Here is an 18,668-nt window from a genome sequence, read left to right on the forward strand (position 1 = left end):
ATCGTGGCTTCCTCTCTGTGGATACAACGCAAAGTGATGTCAAGGGTTTTGCAGAAAAATAAACCTGTGGCATATGCGGCCAGTCAGGATTTTATCAATGCTATACTTTGCGACGGACTGTTGATTTTATCAAAGCAACATGATTTGGTATTGTAAACAGCCCTGACGGTCGCGACGGAAGCCACTTCCCGGCACGCTGCCCAGCAGCAAGTGCGTCCGAGCGTCAAGCTCCAACCATCCAGAACACCATCCGATGAGCCAACTAAAGATCTACAACACGCTCGCGCGTGACAAGCAGGTATTCGTTCCCCTCCAGCCCGGCAAGATCAATATGTACGTGTGCGGGATGACGGTCTACGATTTCTGCCACGTCGGTCACGCCCGGATGATGATGGCATTCGACGTCATCTACCGCTGGTTCAAGGCTTCGGGCTACGAGGTCAAGTATGTCCGTAACATCACTGACATCGATGACAAGATCATCCGGCGCGCCGTCGAGAACGGCGAGACCATGTCGCAGCTGACCACCCGCTTCATCAAGGCGATGGACGAGGACACCGCTGCGCTGGGCATCCTGCCGCCCGATTTCGCGCCGCGCGCCACCGAGCACGTGCCGCACATGCTGTCGATTATCGAGAAGCTGGAACAGAAGGGCCTCGCCTACAAGGGCGAGGACGGCGACGTCAACTACGCCGTGCGCGAATTCGAAGGCTACGGCAAGCTGTCCGGCAAGTCGCTGGACGACCTGCGCGCCGGCGAGCGCGTCGACGTCAATACCGGCAAGCGCGACCCGCTCGACTTCGTGCTGTGGAAGGCCGGCAAGGAATCCGAACCGGCGGAAGCCAAATGGGATTCGAAATGGGGCATCGGCCGTCCGGGCTGGCACATCGAATGCTCGGCCATGTCCTGCGCGCTGCTGGGCGAACACTTCGACATCCACGGCGGCGGCGCCGACCTGCAGTTCCCGCACCACGAGAACGAGATCGCGCAGTCGGAAGGCGCCTTCGGTCCGCCGATGGCGAACTACTGGATCCACAACGGCTTCGTGCGCGTCGATAACGAGAAGATGTCCAAATCGCTGGGCAATTTCTTCACGATCCGCGACGTGCTGAAGAAATACGATGCCGAAGTGATCCGCTTCTTCATCCTGCGCGCCCACTACCGCAGCCCGCTGAATTACTCGGACGCCCACATCGACGATGCCAAGGGCGCGCTGACCCGCCTGTACACGGCCCTGGCCGACGTCGAACTCGGCATCGAGGCGCCGGCGGTCGACTGGGACGAAGCGCATGCGGTGCGCTTCCGCGAAGCGATGGACGACGACTTCAACACCCCGCTGGCGGTGGCCGAGCTGTTCGACCTGGCCAGCGAAGTCAACCGGACCAAATCGGCGGACACCGCGCGCCAGTTGAAGGCCCTGGCCGGCGTGCTGGGCCTGCTCGAGCGCGCGCCCCAGCAATTCCTGCAGGCCGGTACGCCGGGTGAGGGCGGCATGACTGAGGCCGCCATCGACGACGCCATCGCCCGCCGCGCCGCCGCCAAGAAGGCGCGCAACTTCGCCGAGGCCGACGCCATCCGCGCCGAACTGACGGCCGCCGGCATCGTGCTCGAAGACAAGCCCGACGGCACCACCAACTGGCGCCGCGCGTGACCAGGGAACCCATGGGCGCGGCCCCGGCATTGCCTGACGTCCCCCCTTACTGGGCGGAGGCGAAGGCCGAGCTCATGAAGCGGGACCGCATCATGAACAAGCTGATCCCGCAGTTCGGCGACATGCACCTGCGCGGCCATCCGGACCCGTTCACGACCCTGGCGCGCTCGATCGTCGGCCAGCAGGTCACGGTCAAGGCCGCGGAAAGCGCCTGGGGCAAGCTGCGCGAGCTGTGCCCGAAGATGCTGCCTTCCCAGGTGATCAAGGCCGGCGCCGAGGAACTGTCCGCCTGCGGCCTTTCCAAGCGCAAGACCGAATATATCCTCGACCTGGCCGACCACTTCAAGGCCAGGCGCGTGCATGCCGACCAATGGTCGGAAATGGATGACGAAGCGGTGATCGCCGAGCTGGTGCGGATCCGCGGCATCACCCGCTGGACAGCGGAGATGTTTTTGATATTTAATCTACTCAGGCCGAATGTGCTGCCGCTCGACGACGCCGGCCTGATCCAGGGCATCAGCCAGAATTATTTCTCGGGCGAGCCGGTCTCGCGCAGCGATGCACGCGAGGTGGCGGCGAACTGGGAACCCTGGCGAACCGTTGCCACATGGTATTTATGGCGTAGTCTGGACCCGATTCCGGTATAAAATAGCGCCCTTGCCGCCGCGGCACCCGGTTGATCCGATCCTGGGCGCGGCCACGAACAATTCCGGAGGTACAATGAGTAAAACAACTTTCCTCAGTTTTGAACAGCCGATCGCCGAGCTCGATTCGAAAATTGAAGAACTTCGCTTCGTGCAGGACGACTCGGCGGTCGACATCTCGGAAGAGATCGACCGCCTGGCCAAGAAGAGCCAGCAACTGACGAAAGACATCTATGCCAAGCTGACGCCATGGCAGGTTTCCCAGATCGCGCGCCACCCGCAACGTCCCTACACGATGGACTACGTGAACGCGATCTTCACCGATTTCCATGAGCTGCACGGCGACCGCAGCTTCGCGGACGACCAGTCGATCATCGGCGGCCTGGCGCGCTTCAACGGCCAGTCCTGCATGGTGATCGGCCACCAGAAGGGCCGCGACACCAAGGAACGCGCGATGCGCAACTTCGGCATGCCGAAGCCCGAAGGCTATCGCAAGGCGATGCGCCTGATGAAGCTGGCCGAGAAGTTCAACCTGCCGGTCTTCACCTTCGTGGACACGCCCGGCGCCTTCCCCGGCATCGACGCCGAAGAGCGCGGCCAGTCGGAGGCGATCGGCCATAACCTGTACGTCATGGCCGAACTCAAGGTGCCGCTGATCGCCACCATCATCGGCGAAGGCGGTTCGGGCGGCGCGCTGGCGATCGCCGTCGGCGACGCCGTGCTGATGCTGCAGTACGCGACCTATTCGGTGATCTCGCCGGAAGGCTGCGCCTCGATCCTGTGGAAGACCTCGGAGCGCGCCGCCGAAGCGGCCGACGCACTGGGCCTGACCGCGCACCGCCTGAAGGCCGTCGGCCTGATCGACAAGATCGTCAGCGAACCGCTGGGCGGCGCCCACCGCGACCCGGCCGCCATGGCCCAGGGCCTGAAGCGCGCGCTGGCCGACACCCTGCGCCAGTTCCAGGGCATGAAGACCAAGGATCTGCTCGAGGCCCGTCACGCCAAGCTGATGGCCTACGGCAAATTCAAGGAAACCACGCCGCGCGAAGAGTGAGTCACCGCAAGAACGGACCGGACGCCGCTGCCGGTCCGGTCGCCGCCACGGCGGCCTCCTTTGCGCAGGCGCTTGCCGCCCTGCGCGCAGAATACGCTCCATCCCGACTCGCGGTCGCCCTCAGCGGCGGCCTCGATTCCATGGTCCTGCTGCACCTGGCCGAGGGCGCTGCGCGCGCCGCCGGCCTGCCGCTGTTCGCCTTCCACGTCCACCACGGCCTGAGCCCGAACGCCGATGCCTGGCGCGCGCATTGCGCAGCCAGCGCGGCCGCGCTCGGCGTGCCCTTCGACCATCGTGACGTCACGGTGGAGAAGGGCAGAAGCGGGGTGGAGGCGGCGGCCCGCAAGCAGCGCTACGCGGCGCTCGGCGAGATGTGCCGCGCGCACCGCGTGGACCTGCTGCTGACCGCCCATCACCTCGACGACCAGGCCGAAACCGTGCTGCTGCAGTTGCTGCGCGGTTCCGGCCCGGCCGGCCTGTCCGGCATGGACGCGGCCAACCGCGCGCCCGGCCTGCTCGGCGACGAGCGGCTGGTGATGGCGCGGCCGCTCCTCGGCGCCGCCCGTGCCGAGCTGGAAGCGCTGGCGCTGGAGAAGGGCGTGTCCTGGGTCGAGGACGAATCGAACAGCGACCCGCGCTACGCCCGCAACGCCCTGCGCAGCCAGGTGATGCCGGCGCTGGCCCAGGCCTTCCCGGGCTTCCAGCGCCGCGTCGCACGCAGCGGCGCGCACGCGCAGTCGGCCCAGCGCCTGCTGGACGAACTGGCCGCGCAGGACCTGGCCGCCTGCCTGGTCGACGATGGCATCGACTTGGCGCGCCTGCGTTTGCTGAGCGCGGACCGCATCAACAACCTGATGCGCCACTGGTTCTCGGTACGGCGCCTCGGCATGCCGTCGACCGCCTGGATGGAACAAATGGTGGCGCAGCTGCTGTCGGCGCGCGAGGATGCGCAGCCGCTGGTGTCGCACCCGGAAGTCGACGCCCGCCGCCACCGCGACCGCCTCTACCTGGTGCCGAAGCAGCCGGAGCTTGCCGGCCTGCGCGACCCGGACGACGAAGGCGTCATCGTCAAGCATGCCCAGGCCTTCAGCTGGCGCGGCGAAACCAGCATCGCCTTCCCCGACTACGGCGGGGTGCTGCATTTCGACATCGCCGAGCGCGGGCTCGATCCGGCCTGGCTGCGCGGCAGGGAACTGGCGATCGACTTCCGCAAGGGGGGCGAGCGCCTGAAACTGGCGCCGAACCGCCCGACCCGCGGCCTCAAGCAGCTGTTCCAGGCGGCCAACGTGCCGGTCTGGGAACGCTCGCGTCTGCCGATCGTCAGCAGCGGCTTCGACCTGCTGTTCGCGGCCGGGCTGGGGATGGACTGCCGGCACGTGCTCGACGGGGAAGGGCGCATCGCCCTGCGCTGGCAGGCCAGCTGAAAGCGCGCGTAAAGCGCATAATATGTGCTTTACGCATTACCATATTCCGATTAGGTATAGCTTTCGCATCCCAACGGCTTGTGATTTTGCACCGCAGCATGTAGAGTTTAAGACCCCTTCTAATTTTTACAAGCGGAAATCCCCACTGTCATGGCTTTAATAGTCCACAAATACGGCGGCACGTCGATGGGATCGACGGACCGCATCAAGAACGTCGCGGCCCGCGTCGCCAAATGGCACGATGCCGGCCACCAGATCGTCGTCGTCCCCTCGGCAATGTCCGGCGAAACCAACCGCCTGATCGGCCTGGCGAAAGAGATTATGGCGCAGCCGGACCCGCGCGAACTGGACATGATCGCCTCGACCGGCGAGCAGGTCTCGGTCGGCCTGCTGGCGATGGCGCTGCTGGCGCGCGGCAAGGACGCCGTGTCCTACACCGGCTGGCAAGTGGGCATCCGCACCGACTCCGCCTTCACCAAGGCGCGCATCCAGTCGATCGACGACACGCGCGTGCGCGCCGACCTCGACGCCGGCAGGATCGTGATCATCACCGGCTTCCAGGGCATGGACGAAGAGGGCAACATCTCGACCCTGGGTCGCGGCGGTTCGGACACCTCGGCGGTCGCGATCGCGGCGGCGATGAAGGCCGACGAATGCCTGATCTACACCGACGTCGACGGCGTCTACACGACCGACCCGCGCGTGGTCGACGAGGCGCGCCGCCTGTCGAAGATCACGTTCGAGGAAATGCTGGAACTGGCATCGCTGGGTTCGAAGGTGCTGCAGACCCGCTCCGTCGAATTTGCCGGCAACTACCGCGTTCCGACGCGCGTGCTGTCGTCGCTGACCGATCCCCTGATGCCGCTCGAGGAAGAAGCCGTGTCGGGTACCCTGATTTCGTTTGAGGAAGAAAGCAATATGGAACAAGCCGTCATCTCCGGCATCGCCTTCCACCGCGATGAAGCCAAAATCACCGTCCTCGGCGTGCCCGACAAGCCGGGCGTCGCCTACCACATCCTCGGCCCGGTCTCGGACGCGAACATCGAGGTCGACATGATCATACAGAATGTGTCGGTCGACGGTAAAACGGACTTCACCTTCACCGTCTCGCGCAACGACTACCAGCGCGCGCTGAACGTGCTGGAAGCGAACAAGGCGGAGCTGGGCTTCGACCGCCTGCTGGGCGACGCCAAGGTGTCGAAGGTGTCGGCGGTCGGCGTCGGCATGCGCAGCCACGTCGGCGTGGCCTCGCAGATGTTCCGCACCCTGGCGGAAGAGGGCATCAACATCATGATGATCTCGACCTCCGAAATCAAGATTTCTGTCCTGATCGACGAAAAATACATGGAGCTGGCAGTACGCGCCCTGCATAAAGCGTTTGATCTGGAGAAAGCTTAACTTTATCGCATATTTTTGGCTGCGCTTCCTTGACGAAATGGGGTGCGGCCATTAAGATGCTTGCACTCAGCGACAACGAGCAACACTGTTAAGAGCTGACTGGAGGCGTGGCCGAGTGGCCGAAGGCACTTCCCTGCTAAGGAAGCATACGGGCTTAAACCTGTATCGTGGGTTCGAATCCCACCGCCTCCGCCAGGAACAACTGTTTTAGAGAAATCTTAAACATTCAAAGAACCCGCAAGCACCATGAGGCTTGCGGGTTTTTTGTTTTCCGGCGTCAAGCATGCGACGCCAATGCGAATCCGATCTGGTTTCGCATACCTTATTCAGGATTCCTGAAAACTGCATCCCTTATTGCCTCGTTGTACTGCCGCGGTCTGCTCATTAGACTGATTTCATTCCAAACCTACCGGAATAGATCATGAAGCAGACGATGAAAGCGCTTGTGCTGAACGCATTCGAGGTACCAATGAACCTGAGTAAGGTGGAACGCCCCGTTGCCGGACCAGGACAGGTTCTGGTGCGCATCAAGGCCAGCGTCGTCGAAGTCGTCGGCGAAGGCGTCCAAGGATGTGCTTCAGGGAACGAAGTATGGGACATGACCGAGGCTGCCAAGCTGGTGGATGCCGGCAAGATCAAGGTCCTGCTGGACGAACGCCACTATTCCATGGACGAGGCCGGCCGGGCTCACGCGGCCATGCAGGATGGCAGCGCACGCGGCAAGATCGTCGTGGAGGTCGAGTGAATCTGCTCGCGCGCACGCCGCTGTCGGCGCTGGATGTCGTTCCCCTGCGGGTCGGCGGCTCGACCGCCGACGCCTTGAGCGAGGCGCTGGCGTACGGACGGGATCTCGAACGCCTCGGCTTTCACCGGATGTGGCTGGCGGAGCATCACAACATCTCCGGCGTTGCCAGTTCGGCCACCGCGGTCCTGATCGGCCGGATCGCCGCCGCGACCCGCAGCTTGCGGGTCGGCGCCGGCGGCATCATGTTGCCGAACCATGCGCCGCTGGTGGTCGCCGAGAATTTCGGTACGCTGGAGACCCTGTTTCCAGGGCGGATAGATCTGGGCCTCGGCCGCGCGCCCGGCGCGGATGGAGAAACCATGCGTGCGCTGCGGCGCAGCGTGGCCGACGGCGGTGGCTTTCCCGATCAGGTAGCGGAAATCCAGATGCTGCTGGGGCCGGAAACCCCCGGCCAACGCGTGCGCGCGGTTCCTGGCGTCGGAACCAGGGTTCCTGTCTGGATTCTGGGATCCGGCACCTTCGGCGCTGCGCTGGCGGCCGAGCGCGGGTTGCCCTTTGCCTTCGCGGCCCATATTGCGCCCCAGGCACTGCATGCGGCGGCAGACTTGTACCGTTCGACATTCCAGCCATCGCGCGCCTGTGCGCAACCCTACCTCATGGTTTGCCTTCCGCTGGTCGCAGCGGACTCGGACAAGATGGCGCAATTCCTCGCCACCACAATGTTCCAACGGGGACTGGCCCTGATTCGTGGCGAAGGACTGACGATGCTGCCGCCCGTTGCCGACATGGGCCGGCGCTGGAACCCGGGCGAGGAGCAGGCGGTGCGCGGCATGCTGGGCGCGGCAGTGATTGGCGGTCCCGCGACCATCGCACGGGAGCTGGAACGGGTCCTGTCCGCCACCCGGGCCGACGAACTGATGTTCAGCTCCAACTTCTATCGCTCTGCCGACCGGCTTCGCTCGGCTGAAATCGTCGCACGACTGCGCGGTGAGGCGATGGCGGCATCAAGCCGATAAACACGGCGCCGGAAAGGGGCCGGCCGGGACGGTCGAGGGTGCCGCATCGATCTTCAAGGCTTGCTGTACCGGTCCTGCCGGACCCGGCCTCCGCGGCAGGATCAGGCAATCCTTCGCCAGTTTTCTGCTACCGCTGCGCATCGCTGCTCCTCTAGCATGGCTGGATCATTCAATGAGGAGCCTGCCGTGAAAACTATCGACACCATTTACATCGACGGCGAATTTGTCGTCCCCCATGGACGCGAATCGCTGGTACTCCTCGATCCGGCCACCGAGTGCGAGCGTACGACCGTGATCCTCGCCGACGAGGTCGACGCCCGGCGCGCCATCGCCGCCGCGAAGGCCGCCTACCCATCATTCTCGCGCACGACGCGTGCACAGCGCATGGACTGGCTGCAGCGCCTGCACGATCTGGTCGCCGCGGCCGAGCAGGACATCGTCGACATCATGGTCTCGGAATACGGGGGCACGCTGGCGATGGCGCGCGGCACGGCGCGTCGCGCGGCGGCATCGTTTGCGATCGCGCGCCGCATCCTGGCCGACTACAGGTTCGAGCGCGAGGTCGGCGGCGCGCGCGTTGTCATGGTTCCGCATGGCGTGGTCGGCATGATTACGCCGTGGAATGCAAACATCGGTTTCATCGCCAGCAAACTGTCGATGGCGATCGCGGCCGGCAGCAGCGCGGTGATCAAGCCGAGCGAGCTCAGTGCCGCGCAAACCGCGCTTTTCACGCGCCTTCTGCACCAGGCCGGGCTGCCGCCGGGCGTGGTCAACATCGTTACCGGGCGCGGCGATACCGTCGGTGCCGAGATTACCCGCCATCCGGATATCGCCAAGATCTCGTTCACCGGATCGACCGCGGTCGGCAAGGCGATCGCGCGCGGCGCGGTCGACACGCTCAAGCGCGTTACCCTGGAACTGGGCGGCAAGTCGCCGACGGTCTTGCTCGACGACGCCGACTTCGCCAGGGTAATGCCGCTCGCGGCGTCGGCCGCCGTGATGAACAACGGCCAGGCCTGCATCGCCGGCACGCGCCTGCTGGTGCCCGACAGCCGCATCGACGAGGCGCATGCGCTGGCGGTGGCCGCCTTCAGCGACCTGGTCGTCGGCCCGACAGGCGACCCTCGCGTGAACGTCGGGCCGCTGGTGACGCGCAAGCAGTACGAGCGCGTGCAAGCGTATATCCGTACCGGCATCGAAGAGGGCGCGACTCTGCTGGCCGGAGGTCCCGGGCGGCCCGAGGACCTCGCGCGCGGCTACTTCGTGCGGCCCACCGTGTTCGGCCATGTCCGCAACGACATGGTCATCGCCCGCGAGGAAATCTTCGGTCCCGTGCTGTGCATCATCGGCTACCGTGACGACGACGAGGCGATCGCCATCGCCAACGACACGCCCTATGGCTTGCAGGCCTACGTGTTCGGGGCAGACCTGGCGCGCGCCAACCGGGTGGCCGCTGACATCGTTGCCGGCCGCGTATTCGTGAATGGGATGTATGATGCGCCGGAAGCGCCGTTCGGCGGCTTCAAACAATCGGGGCTCGGACGAGAATTCGGCGTCCATGGGTTCGAAGCCTACCTGGAACCGAAAGCGATCATGGGCCATGACAAGCTGCTCTGACAAGGACATCGCCGGCACGCTGTGCGCAATGGTCGACCGGCGCATGCGCAGCGCACCGACGGAAGCCTTCGACCTGCCGACCGCGCTGCCGTGGTTGTGGCTGTTGCGTCGCACAGCGCCCACGCCCGTCGGGCATGGCATGTTGTCGCCATCGGTCTGCCTGCTGGTGCAGGGCGAAAAGGAGATGCTGGTCGGCCATCAGGTCCTGCGCTACGGCGCCGGCTGCTACGTGCAGGCGGGGATGGCGGTGCCGGTGTCCGGCCAGGTGATCCGCGCCAGTACGGCTGCCCCTTACTACGGGATCCGCGTCGAGCTCGATCCCAGGGAAATCTCGGCCGCCGCGCTCGAGATGGGGCTGCAGTTGCCCGCCATGCAGGGCGGCTCGGCGGTCGTGACGGTCGAGCGAGCCGACGAGGTGCTGCTCGAGGTCTTCGTGCGCCTGCTGCGCATGCTCGACAGGCCGCGCGACCTCCCGGTCCTGGGGCGCCTGCTGAAGCAGGAGCTGATCTACCACCTGATCAGCGGACCAGGCGGGGCGAGTCTCGCCAGCGGCGCTGCCGGGGGCCAGCGCGAACGTGCCGTCGGCGAAGCGATCAACTGGATCCGCACGCATTACAACCGGCCGCTGAGCATCGATGCGCTGGCGCGCGCAGTGCACATGAGCCCCTCGGTCCTGCATCGCCGCTTCAAGGCCGCCACCGTGATGAGCCCCCTGCAATACCAGAAGCAGGTGCGGCTGCTCGAGGCGCGCAAGATCTTGATGAGCGGGAAGGCCGAGGCGGCAAACGTCGCTTACGAGGTCGGCTATGAAAGCCCATCCCAGTTCAGCCGGGAGTACCGGCGGCTCTTCGGGGCGCCGCCGCTGAAGGATATCGAGCAGTTGCGCTTGCAGTCGACCGTGCCGCAACCCTAGTTCCAGCCTTCGGAACCAGCCCCCTGGGCGACGAGGGCGGCATGGCGGCGATGGCCGGCCGGATCAGCTGAATGCGGTATCGGTACCGTAAAGGACGTGCAGGCCGGCGTCCTCCAGGTCTTCCAGCAGGCGAACGAGCTCGTTCGATACCTGCTTCAGATCGAATAATATGGGAGCAATGTCCTCGAACGTGGCGTCCCTGCGCACGCGGTCGACGATTTGCTTGCCGAGACGGTGCAGGTCTGCATGCGGCGCCGCGAGTTCCCGGTAACTTGCAGTGACGACAGCGCTGTCGCCTGCGTCCACGTACCATCGCCCGAACGCACAGCTGTTCTCGCACAGGATCGGGTGGGTTTCCGACTGGCGGATCGGGTGCGAGGGCGGCAGGGACGCCGCGCGGATCGCATAACGAAGCATTTGCCGGCGCCACTGGACGTGGTCGATCAGCGCCATATGTGCCAGCCCGGGTGAAATTCGATGGCACCTGTGATTGTGATGGCGAAAAAGCTGGAATTCATCCAGTGGCAGCGGGCTGCTGACCAGGTAGCCCTGCACCAGCCGGCATCCTGCTTCGGCCAGGAAGTCCTGCTGCACCAAAGCCTCGACGCCCTCGGCGACGACGGTCACGCCGAGCTCATGCCCCAGCCGGATCGACGAGCGGACGATGGTCGCGTCCTTGCTCGATGCGAGCATGCGTCCGATGATGCCCTGGTCCAGCTTGATCGTGGTGAAGGGCCATTGGCTCAGCGTGTCGATACTCGAGTAACCGATCCCGTAGTCGTCCATCGCCAGGCCGATGCCGGTATCGGTGAGCAGGCGAAGCTGTTCCTGGACGCGCGTGCCGCCCGACAGCGCCTGAGTCTCGGTAATCTCGAGCTCGAGCGAGCACGGCCGAAGGGCGCCGGCGGCGATGGCGTCGAGAAGCGCATTGGTAAGCATGTCGTCCTCGAAGTCCTGGGCCGTGACATTGAGCGATACGCAGAGGCTCTGGTCCAGCCCGGCGGAATCCAGGTCGTGCACGAGACGGGCCAGGAGTTGCAGCGTCAGCTCCTTGATCGCGCCCGTTCGCTCCGCGAGCGGAATGAAGGCCGACGGCGGCAACAGCATGCCATCGGGACGGCGCCAGCGGGCAAGTGCCTCGGCGCCGACGATCTCGTTCGTGACCAACGAAAACTTCGGCTGGTAGTGCAAGAGGAATTCCCGGTTCCGTAATCCCTCGGCGAGGTCGACCTCAGTGATCGATTGCATGCTTGTGCCTGATCTCGGCAACAGTCCAGGTAACCGTCGCGTGGTCGATGAGCGCATGCACCGGTGAACCGGCCAGCTCACTCATCAGCTTGTGCATCGCGCTACGGGCTGCGGCCCCGGAATCCCACAGCAGGACATCGACAATACGGGCGTCTCGCTCTTCGGCGATCCGGCGGGACCGGAATCCCGGCTGCAGCTTCAGCCAGGCGTCCACATCGCGGTTCGCCTCGACGAAGTCGGCAAAGGAAACGCCGCGCACCAGCCGGAACGTGACGATCTCGATCGCTTCGCTGTCGAGCATGGCGTCAGACCACATAGCCACCGGCCACCTCGACCGACTGTCCGTTGATCCAGCCGCCGTGGTCGGACAGCAGCGTCGCGATGACGCGGCCGACGTCTTCCGGCTCGCCGATCCGTCCCAGGGCGGTCTGGGATGCCAACAGTGCTTCGAACTCGGGCGTCAGGCCGCCGCCCAGTTCGGTACGGACCGGGCCCGGGGACACGGCGTTCACACGGATGCGCCTGTCACCGAATTCCTTCGCCATGTACCGGGTCAGTACGTCGAGGCCGCCCTTGAAAGCGGCGTATGGGGCAACGCCGGCAGTGGCGACGCGCGTCGTTGCGCTGGTGACGTTCACGATACTGGCGCCGTCTTCCAGGACGGGCAGGAGTGCCTGTGTCAGGAAGAACGGTCCCTTCAGGTGCACATCCATCAGGCCGTCGAACTGGGCTTCCGTGACCTTCGCGATAGGCTCGAACAAGCCGTAGCCGGCATTGTTGACCAGGCCGCCGAGCTGCCGTTTGCCCCAACAGACCTCCAGTGTCTCCTGCACTGCGGTGCGGAAGGCGGTGAAGCCGGCGGTCTCGCCCAGGTCCAGTGACAGGGTGGCGGCCTTGCCGCCCTCCTGCTGGATGCGGCCGACCACATCGAGTGCGGCTGCCATGTCCTGCCGGTAGGTCAGGATGACGCCAAAGCCCTGGCGGGCACACTGGATCGCGGTGCTGGCGCCGATGCCGCGGCTGCCGCCGGTGATAAGAATGACACGCATGTTTCGAATCCTTGAATAAAGTCGGTATGGTTTGATGACGTGGCGGGAACCCGGGGAAGGCCATCGGTACGTCGAGACAGAGCCGATGAAGGCCGATTTTCAGGGAGTCTTGTGCAGTTCAGGCCAGTTCGGATACACGTATTGCGCTTCGGTCAGTGGATAGGTGCCGTCGGCCCTGGCTCGTGCCAGCTCGGCCCGGACGCGGGCGCCGACCGGATCGCCGGCAGCGCCATCGGTGGTGGAAGCGCAGCCGGCCAGGGCGGCGACGAGGACGACGGGGACCAGGGGTAGCAGGTTCATGACATTAAGGAAATGGTGTTGTTGTGCCGATTGCGCCCGGACAGGTGGCAGACGGCTCAGGTGCCGGCGTCGGGGAAGGCCATCGGCAGATCGAGATAGATACGATGAAGATCGATCTTCCATTGCCCGTCCTCGCGGACCAGGCGCGAGCGGTAATAGCCCGCTTCGATCGGTACGACGCGCCCTTGGGCGCCGAACGCACTGCCGGGCCAGCCCGCCGCCGGCTTGGTCGCGCCGATCGTATCGTAGACGATGAACTGGGCATCGATGGTCGCGACATCCCCATCGATATCGATGATCGGATCGTGGGTCGTATGATGGCTCCAGCCACCGGCAGGGTGCGGTTTCATCATGCCCGCGACCGCTGCGCCGATGGCGCCCGAGCCCTGGATCAGGCCAATTTGCCGGGGCGCCTGCTGGCCCTCATGGATTTCGACGCGGGCCTCCGCGATGAACAGGCTGCTCATCGCCGCTCCGTCGCGCCGGTCCGCCGCCCGCACATAGCGTGCGAGCACCTCTTGTACTTGTCGTTGGTCGCTCATTCTTCTCTCCTTCATGCGACCGAGATCACGAGCTTGCCGTCGGCCTTGCCGTCGATGAGGTCGCGGTGGGCGGTATTCGCATCGGCCAGGGTATAGGTGGTCGGATCAAGCCGCACCTCGATCTTGCCGGCCTCGACGAGGCGGGTGGCTTCGCGCATGATGGCGCCATGGGCGGCGCGTCCCTTGCCGCGGATGAGCGGCAGCAGGGTGAACACACCGGAATAGGTCGCCGCGCGGAACGAAAGCGGGGCCAGCGCATGCGTGCCCCAGCCCAGGCAGCTGACGACGTGTCCGCCATACAGGCGTACCGCGCGGAACGACGCGTCGAGGGTTGCGCCGCCGACAGTGTCGTACACGATATCGAAGCCTTCGCCGCCGGTGTGGCGATCGACATAGTCTTCCACGGTGCTGGTCCTGAAATCGATGGCGGTCGCGCCATATCCCTCGATGGCCGCGCGCTGGCTGGCTTCGCCGGTCGCATAGACCTCGGCGCCGAATGCGCGCGCAATCTGCACCGCGATGTGGCCGACGCCGCCGGCGCCGCCATGCACCAGCACCTTGGCGCCTGGCCCGACCCGGGCACGGTCGACCAGGCCTTCCCAGGCAGTGATGAAGACCAGGGGCAGGGCGGCGGCTTCGCGCATCGACATGTTCTTCGGCTTGTGGGCCAGCAATTCGGCATCGACGGCGGCGTACTGGGCCAGGGAGCCCTGCACGCCGGCGATGCCGCCGGTCATGCCGTAGACCTCGTCGCCCGGCTGGAATGCAGCGACGCCATCGCCGACCGCTTCGACCACGCCGGCCATGTCGATACCGAGGATGGCGGGCAGGACGGGACGGGCGTGGTCGGCCTTGCCGGCCGCGATCTTGGTGTCCAGCGGGTTCGCGCCGCTCGCTTCGATCCGGACCAGCACCTGGCCGGGACCGGCCGTGGGGCGGGCGACTTCGGTCAGGACCATCGGCTCGCCGAAGGCTTGCAGAACGACTGCTTTCATGGTGGCTGGGGTATTCATGATCACTCCTTTTGAACGGTATGAGCCAGTGTAGGAGCGGCTCCTGTGCGGATAAACAGGGTGGTGATCAATGCAGTATTTCGATTCCTTGCACAATCGGAGGGGTACAATGCTGTCCTTGCGGGACGTGGAGAAGGAAGAGCATGGATCGTTTGGAGGCCTTGAAAGTGTTCTGCAGTGTCGTGGATACGGGAGGGTTCAGGCGTGCGGCCGACCGCCTCGGGATCTCCACCTCATCGGTCACCAACCACGTGGCGGCGCTCGAGGCACGCTTTCGCGTCAAGCTGCTCCACCGGACCACGCGCAGCATGTCCGTCACCGACGAGGGGCGCCAGTGCTACGAGAACGCCATGCGCCTGCTGGCGGACATGAACGAGCTCGAAGACGTCCTGCGTCATTCCACCACCGCACCGAGCGGCCTGTTGCGGGTCGATATGCCGGGCATCTTCGGCACGCAGATCGTTTCCCCGGCGCTGCCGCGCTTCCTCCAGAGCTATCCCGAAGTCACAGTGCGCATGAGCGCCAACGACCGGCTGGTCGACATGGTGGACGAGGGCATCGATGTGCTGGTCAGGATCGGCAACCTGCTCGACTCGCGCCTGGTGGCGCAGACCCTGGCGGGCACGCACTACGTCTGCTGCGCCGCGCCGGATTACCTGGCCCGGCGCGGCAGCCCGGCGTCGCCGGAGGACCTGGATGGTTTCGAATGTCTGAACTTCGTCTATCCGAAGTCGCGCCGGATCCGTCCCTGGTACTTCCAGCGCGATGGCCAGGCCAGCTCGCTCGTGCCGCGCGGTGTCTTCGTCACCGATCATGTCGAAAGCCTGATCGGCGCGGCAATCGCCGGCGGCGGCATCATCCAGGTGCTGTCGATCTCGGTGCAGAACAGGATCCAGAGCGGCGCCCTGGTGCCGTTATTGACGGACTGGACGGCGCCGGGGCCGGACGTGGCGGTGCTGTTCCAGCAGAGGCAGGGACGCGCCGCCAAGGTCAAGGTGTTCGTCGAGTTCCTCCATGAGATCTTCCGGGCGGGTGGTCATGGGCTCCGCCCGGGGCCCGGCGCCCGCTGAATGTCACGCATTCGGGCATTCGGGCATTCGGGCATTCCGGCGCCGGCGCGGTGTACAGGGCTTCCAGTCCGGCGTCCTCCAGATCTTCCAGCAGGCGGAGCAGGATCGCCGACACCTGCTTGAGCTCGTACAGCAGCGGCACCATGTCCCGAAAGCCGGCGCCAGCGCGCACTCGGCCGACGATCGCGGCGCCGGCATCGTGCAGCGCCCGGTGCGGCGCGTCGATCGCCTGGTACATTGGGTTGCCGGCAAAGTAGCTGCCTTCGCCGACATACCACTTGCCGAGCGCGCACTGGGTCACGCACAGCGCGGGAAAGCCGTCGAGCTGGCGAATCGGCGAATCCGGCGGCAAAGCGGCGCGCTGGATCGCGTAGCTGACCATCTGGCGGCGCCACTGGACGTGGTCGACGATCGCCATGTGCACCAGCCCGATCGGCATCCCGCGGCACTTGCTGATGTTGTGGCGGAACACTTCGAATTCGTCCATCGGCAGCGGCGGACTGACCAGGTAGCCTTGGGCCACCCGGCAGCCGGCCTCGACCAGGAAATCGTACTGGTCCGGCGTTTCCACCCCTTCCGCGACCACGTTCAGGCCGAGCTCATGGCCGAGCCGGATCGAGGAGCGGACGATGGTCGCGTTCTTGGGCGAGCCGAGCATGCGCCCGACGATGCCCTGGTCCAGCTTGATGGTGGTGAACGGCCACTGGCTGAGCGTATCCATGCTGGAGTAGCCGATGCCGTAATCGTCCATCGCCAGGCCGACCCCGGCCTCCCCCAGCTCCTGCACGTGCGCAAGCATGCGTTCGCCGCCTTCCAGGGCTTGTGTCTCGGTGATCTCGAGTTCGAGGGCGCCCGGCGACAGGCGCTGGTGCGCCATGGCGTGCAGGATGGCATGCGTCAGGGGGCCGTCCTCGAGATCGCGGGCGGAGACGTTGAAGGATACGGACAACTCCTTGCCGAGACCCTTGTCGCCGAGGTCTTCCAGCAGCCTGGTCAGAAGCCGGAGCGTGAGTTCCTTGATCAGGGGACTGCGTTCGGCCACCGGGATGAAGACCCCCGGCGGCACCAGCTTGCCGTCCGGACGGCGCCACCGCGCCAGCGCCTCGGCGCCGACGATGCGGTTGGTGAGGAGAGATGCCTTCGGCTGGTAGTGGAGGATGAACTCGCCGCGGCGCAGGCCCTGCACAATCTCGCTTTTGGTGACGGTAGCCATGGCGTGCCTCCTCGCCGATGCCGATCACACCCTTATCCGCCGATATGTCCGGAGCGTCAAGCTCGTTCCGATGCGCCTGCAAGGACCGGGCATTCGCCCCGGTTCGGTCAGGCGATCGCCGGGAAGTCGATCACGGTGTCGTTCACCCGGTTTACCAGGTTCGTGAACGTGATGGCGGCGATCACCAGCAGGGTGTCGACGATCTGGGCGTCGCTGTAGCCGGCCGCCTTGACCGCCGCCACCTGCTCGGCCGCCACGGTGCCCGAACTGCCGACCAGCAGCCGTGCGAAGCCGGTCAGGGCGTCGATCGCCGCGTCCCCGGTCGGATTTCCGCTCCGGATCGCGATCATCGTGTCACGGCTCAGGCCGGCGTGCTTGCCCATCAGCGTGTGCGCCGCCAGGCAGTAGTCGCATGCGGCGACGGCGCTGACTGCCAATTTGACGGCTTCGATCTGCCTGGCGGACAGGCTGCTCTTGCCCAGCGTGCGATCCAGGTCGAGTGCGGCTTGCAGGGCGGACGGGCTGTTGGAGCCGATCACGGCATAGGCATTCGGCAGCATGCCGACCGCCTTTTTGATGCCGGCGAAGAGTTCGGCGGCGTGGCCGGTCGCTTGTGCGGGGGTGACAGTGTGAAGACGGGTCATGATATTTCCTTTGGCTGGTTAAGTACGCGGTGCCGGTTCTCTTGTGTTCCGGCATGTAGAACAGTGTAGGCCCGCCCCCTGTTATGTTGAATGCTCGAAACTGACTATAATTTGCTCATTCGTCTCAATTGGAGTTTCCATGGGTAGCCTGAGCCAGCTTTTATCGCTGTATCCGGTGCGGACCGCGCTCGACATCCGCTGTCGCTTCGGCGCTGCCTGGGTGCTGGACCATGGCGGCAGCGGCGCCGGGGTGGCGCCATACCACCTGGTCGTGCGCGGTGGCGGCCGCCTCGAGGTCGGCGGGCAAAAGGACATCCGGCTGGAGCCCGGCGACATCGTTTTATTCCCGACCGGCAGCCCGCACCGCCTGTATTCGGAGGGGGGACTGGAAGCGCCGGTAGCGGCACGGGAACAGGACGGCGGTCCATTGCGCCTGCTGTACAACGAGGGAGATGCGCCCGAGACCGGCATCCTGTGCGGGCAATTCGAGTTCAGCCATGGCAAGGCCAACGCGTTGCTGGCGGCCTTGCCCGACGTGGTGCACATCCGGACGCGCGAGCGTGGCGACCTGGTGATGCTGCGCAGCCTGCTCGAGATGTTGCGAGTCGAGACCGAGAGCGAGCGTCCCGGTGCGCGCGCCGTGATCTCGCAGCTGGCTTCGGCCTTGTTCGCGCTGTTGATGCGTGCCTGGATGGAGCAGACTGCCTCGACGCCGGGCCTGTTCGCCCTGCTGGCCGAACCGCGCCTGCGGTCTGCCCTGCAGGGCATGCTCGCAGCGCCGGAACACCCGTGGCAGCTGGCGGAGCTGGCTGCCGCCTGCAACATGTCGCGCGCGACTTTCGCCAGGGTGTTCCAGAAGGCGGCCAACGCGACGCCTGCCGAGATCCTGACCCGGACGCGCATGGCCAGGGCCGCCGTGCTGCTCGGCGAGGGGCGGCTGCAAATGGGAGAGGTCGCCGAACGGGTCGGTTACCAGTCCGAAGCGGCGTTCAACCGGGTCTTCAAACGCTATTACGGGATTGCTCCCGGCAGCTACCGGCGCGGCATCGCGGCCGGCCTCAGGGTGGAGCCGGGGAAGGGATGAACGGCCTGCATCACCCGGCCGAGCTCCGGGAACATGCCTCGGT

The 18,668-nt window shown here is 65.4% G+C and carries 19 protein-coding genes and 1 tRNA gene; 12 read left to right on the forward strand and 8 right to left on the reverse strand.

Annotated features, from left to right (window positions below):
- The first annotated feature begins 253 nt into the window (after window positions 1-253).
- From cysS to AM586_RS25485, 10 genes are all read left to right on the forward strand, one after another.
- Window positions 254-1,651: a cysteine--tRNA ligase gene (cysS, locus tag AM586_RS25440; RefSeq protein ID WP_047822316.1), complete on the forward strand. Its 1,398-nt coding sequence runs from the start codon at window positions 254-256 to the stop codon at window positions 1,649-1,651.
- Window positions 1,652-1,662: 11 nt separating this feature from the next.
- Window positions 1,663-2,298 carry a DNA-3-methyladenine glycosylase gene (locus AM586_RS25445; protein WP_047822317.1) on the forward strand — a complete coding sequence of 212 codons (636 nt, stop codon included), beginning with the start codon at window positions 1,663-1,665 and terminating at the stop codon, window positions 2,296-2,298.
- A gap of 73 nt (window positions 2,299-2,371) precedes the next feature.
- Window positions 2,372-3,349: an acetyl-CoA carboxylase carboxyltransferase subunit alpha gene (locus AM586_RS25450; protein WP_047822318.1), complete on the forward strand. Its 978-nt coding sequence runs from the start codon at window positions 2,372-2,374 to the stop codon at window positions 3,347-3,349.
- Window positions 3,346-4,773 carry a tRNA lysidine(34) synthetase TilS gene (gene tilS, locus AM586_RS25455; RefSeq protein ID WP_047822319.1) on the forward strand — a complete coding sequence of 476 codons (1,428 nt, stop codon included), beginning with the start codon at window positions 3,346-3,348 and terminating at the stop codon, window positions 4,771-4,773. Before AM586_RS25450 ends, tilS begins: the two co-directional genes overlap by 4 nt.
- A 150-nt stretch (window positions 4,774-4,923) precedes the next feature.
- Window positions 4,924-6,171, forward strand: coding sequence for an aspartate kinase (locus AM586_RS25460; RefSeq protein ID WP_047822321.1), 1,248 nt, complete (start codon window positions 4,924-4,926; stop codon window positions 6,169-6,171).
- 101 nt (window positions 6,172-6,272) lie between these two features.
- Window positions 6,273-6,366: transfer RNA gene (locus AM586_RS25465), tRNA-Ser, on the forward strand.
- A gap of 226 nt (window positions 6,367-6,592) precedes the next feature.
- On the forward strand, window positions 6,593-6,916 hold the full coding sequence (locus AM586_RS25470) for a zinc-binding dehydrogenase (protein WP_047822324.1): 324 nt from the start codon (window positions 6,593-6,595) through the stop codon (window positions 6,914-6,916).
- Entirely contained in the window at window positions 6,913-7,932 is a 1,020-nt protein-coding gene (locus AM586_RS25475; protein ID WP_047822326.1) for an LLM class flavin-dependent oxidoreductase, read from the forward strand. Before AM586_RS25470 ends, AM586_RS25475 begins: the two co-directional genes overlap by 4 nt.
- 186 nt (window positions 7,933-8,118) lie before the next feature.
- Window positions 8,119-9,549: an aldehyde dehydrogenase family protein gene (locus AM586_RS25480; RefSeq protein WP_047822328.1), complete on the forward strand. Its 1,431-nt coding sequence runs from the start codon at window positions 8,119-8,121 to the stop codon at window positions 9,547-9,549.
- On the forward strand, window positions 9,533-10,462 hold the full coding sequence (locus AM586_RS25485) for an AraC family transcriptional regulator (protein ID WP_162600608.1): 930 nt from the start codon (window positions 9,533-9,535) through the stop codon (window positions 10,460-10,462). Before AM586_RS25480 ends, AM586_RS25485 begins: the two co-directional genes overlap by 17 nt.
- 63 nt (window positions 10,463-10,525) lie before the next feature.
- Here AM586_RS25485 and AM586_RS25490 read toward each other — a convergent pair whose 3' ends face one another.
- The 6 genes from AM586_RS25490 to AM586_RS25515 all read right to left on the reverse strand — a co-directional run bounded on the left by AM586_RS25490 (window position 10,526) and on the right by AM586_RS25515 (window position 14,614).
- The gene (locus tag AM586_RS25490; RefSeq protein ID WP_052233297.1) at window positions 10,526-11,710 is read right to left on the reverse strand and encodes an EAL domain-containing protein; all 1,185 of its coding nucleotides are present in this window, start codon (window positions 11,708-11,710) and stop codon (window positions 10,526-10,528) included.
- Window positions 11,694-12,011 (reverse strand): hypothetical protein, encoded by a 318-nt coding sequence (locus AM586_RS25495; protein WP_047822657.1) that lies wholly within the window; start codon window positions 12,009-12,011, stop codon window positions 11,694-11,696. The genes AM586_RS25490 and AM586_RS25495 overlap by 17 nt, the downstream gene beginning before the upstream one ends.
- Window positions 12,012-12,015: 4 nt before the next feature.
- Window positions 12,016-12,759 carry an SDR family NAD(P)-dependent oxidoreductase gene (locus AM586_RS25500; RefSeq protein ID WP_047822332.1) on the reverse strand — a complete coding sequence of 248 codons (744 nt, stop codon included), beginning with the start codon at window positions 12,757-12,759 and terminating at the stop codon, window positions 12,016-12,018.
- 99 nt (window positions 12,760-12,858) lie between these two features.
- Window positions 12,859-13,059, reverse strand: a complete 201-nt coding sequence (locus AM586_RS25505) for a DUF4148 domain-containing protein (RefSeq protein WP_047822334.1) — start codon at window positions 13,057-13,059, stop codon at window positions 12,859-12,861.
- A gap of 56 nt (window positions 13,060-13,115) precedes the next feature.
- Complete coding sequence (locus AM586_RS25510) at window positions 13,116-13,601, reverse strand: nuclear transport factor 2 family protein (protein ID WP_047822336.1); 486 nt, start codon at window positions 13,599-13,601, stop codon at window positions 13,116-13,118.
- Window positions 13,602-13,612: 11 nt separating this feature from the next.
- Window positions 13,613-14,614 (reverse strand): zinc-dependent alcohol dehydrogenase family protein, encoded by a 1,002-nt coding sequence (locus AM586_RS25515; protein ID WP_047822338.1) that lies wholly within the window; start codon window positions 14,612-14,614, stop codon window positions 13,613-13,615.
- Between the two features lie 143 nt (window positions 14,615-14,757).
- Here AM586_RS25515 and AM586_RS25520 point away from each other — a divergent pair, with 143 nt between their 5' ends.
- Window positions 14,758-15,684 carry a LysR family transcriptional regulator gene (locus AM586_RS25520; RefSeq protein ID WP_047822340.1) on the forward strand — a complete coding sequence of 309 codons (927 nt, stop codon included), beginning with the start codon at window positions 14,758-14,760 and terminating at the stop codon, window positions 15,682-15,684.
- On the opposite strand, the gene AM586_RS25525 is transcribed toward AM586_RS25520, so the two are convergent.
- Together AM586_RS25525 and AM586_RS25530 are read right to left on the reverse strand one after the other, a co-directional pair.
- Window positions 15,605-16,897, reverse strand: coding sequence for an EAL domain-containing protein (locus AM586_RS25525; protein WP_052233299.1), 1,293 nt, complete (start codon window positions 16,895-16,897; stop codon window positions 15,605-15,607). The two genes, AM586_RS25520 and AM586_RS25525, sit on opposite strands and share 80 nt — an antisense overlap.
- Before the next feature lie 107 nt (window positions 16,898-17,004).
- Window positions 17,005-17,541, reverse strand: a complete 537-nt coding sequence (locus tag AM586_RS25530) for a carboxymuconolactone decarboxylase family protein (protein ID WP_047822342.1) — start codon at window positions 17,539-17,541, stop codon at window positions 17,005-17,007.
- Between the two features lie 139 nt (window positions 17,542-17,680).
- On the opposite strand from AM586_RS25530, the gene AM586_RS25535 reads away from it, so the two are divergent.
- The gene (locus AM586_RS25535) at window positions 17,681-18,625 is read left to right on the forward strand and encodes an AraC family transcriptional regulator (protein WP_047822344.1); all 945 of its coding nucleotides are present in this window, start codon (window positions 17,681-17,683) and stop codon (window positions 18,623-18,625) included.
- The last annotated feature ends 43 nt before the right edge of the window (window positions 18,626-18,668 follow it).

This window comes from Massilia sp. WG5, from assembly GCF_001412595.2.
In the GTDB taxonomy this organism is placed as follows: domain Bacteria; phylum Pseudomonadota; class Gammaproteobacteria; order Burkholderiales; family Burkholderiaceae_D; genus Telluria.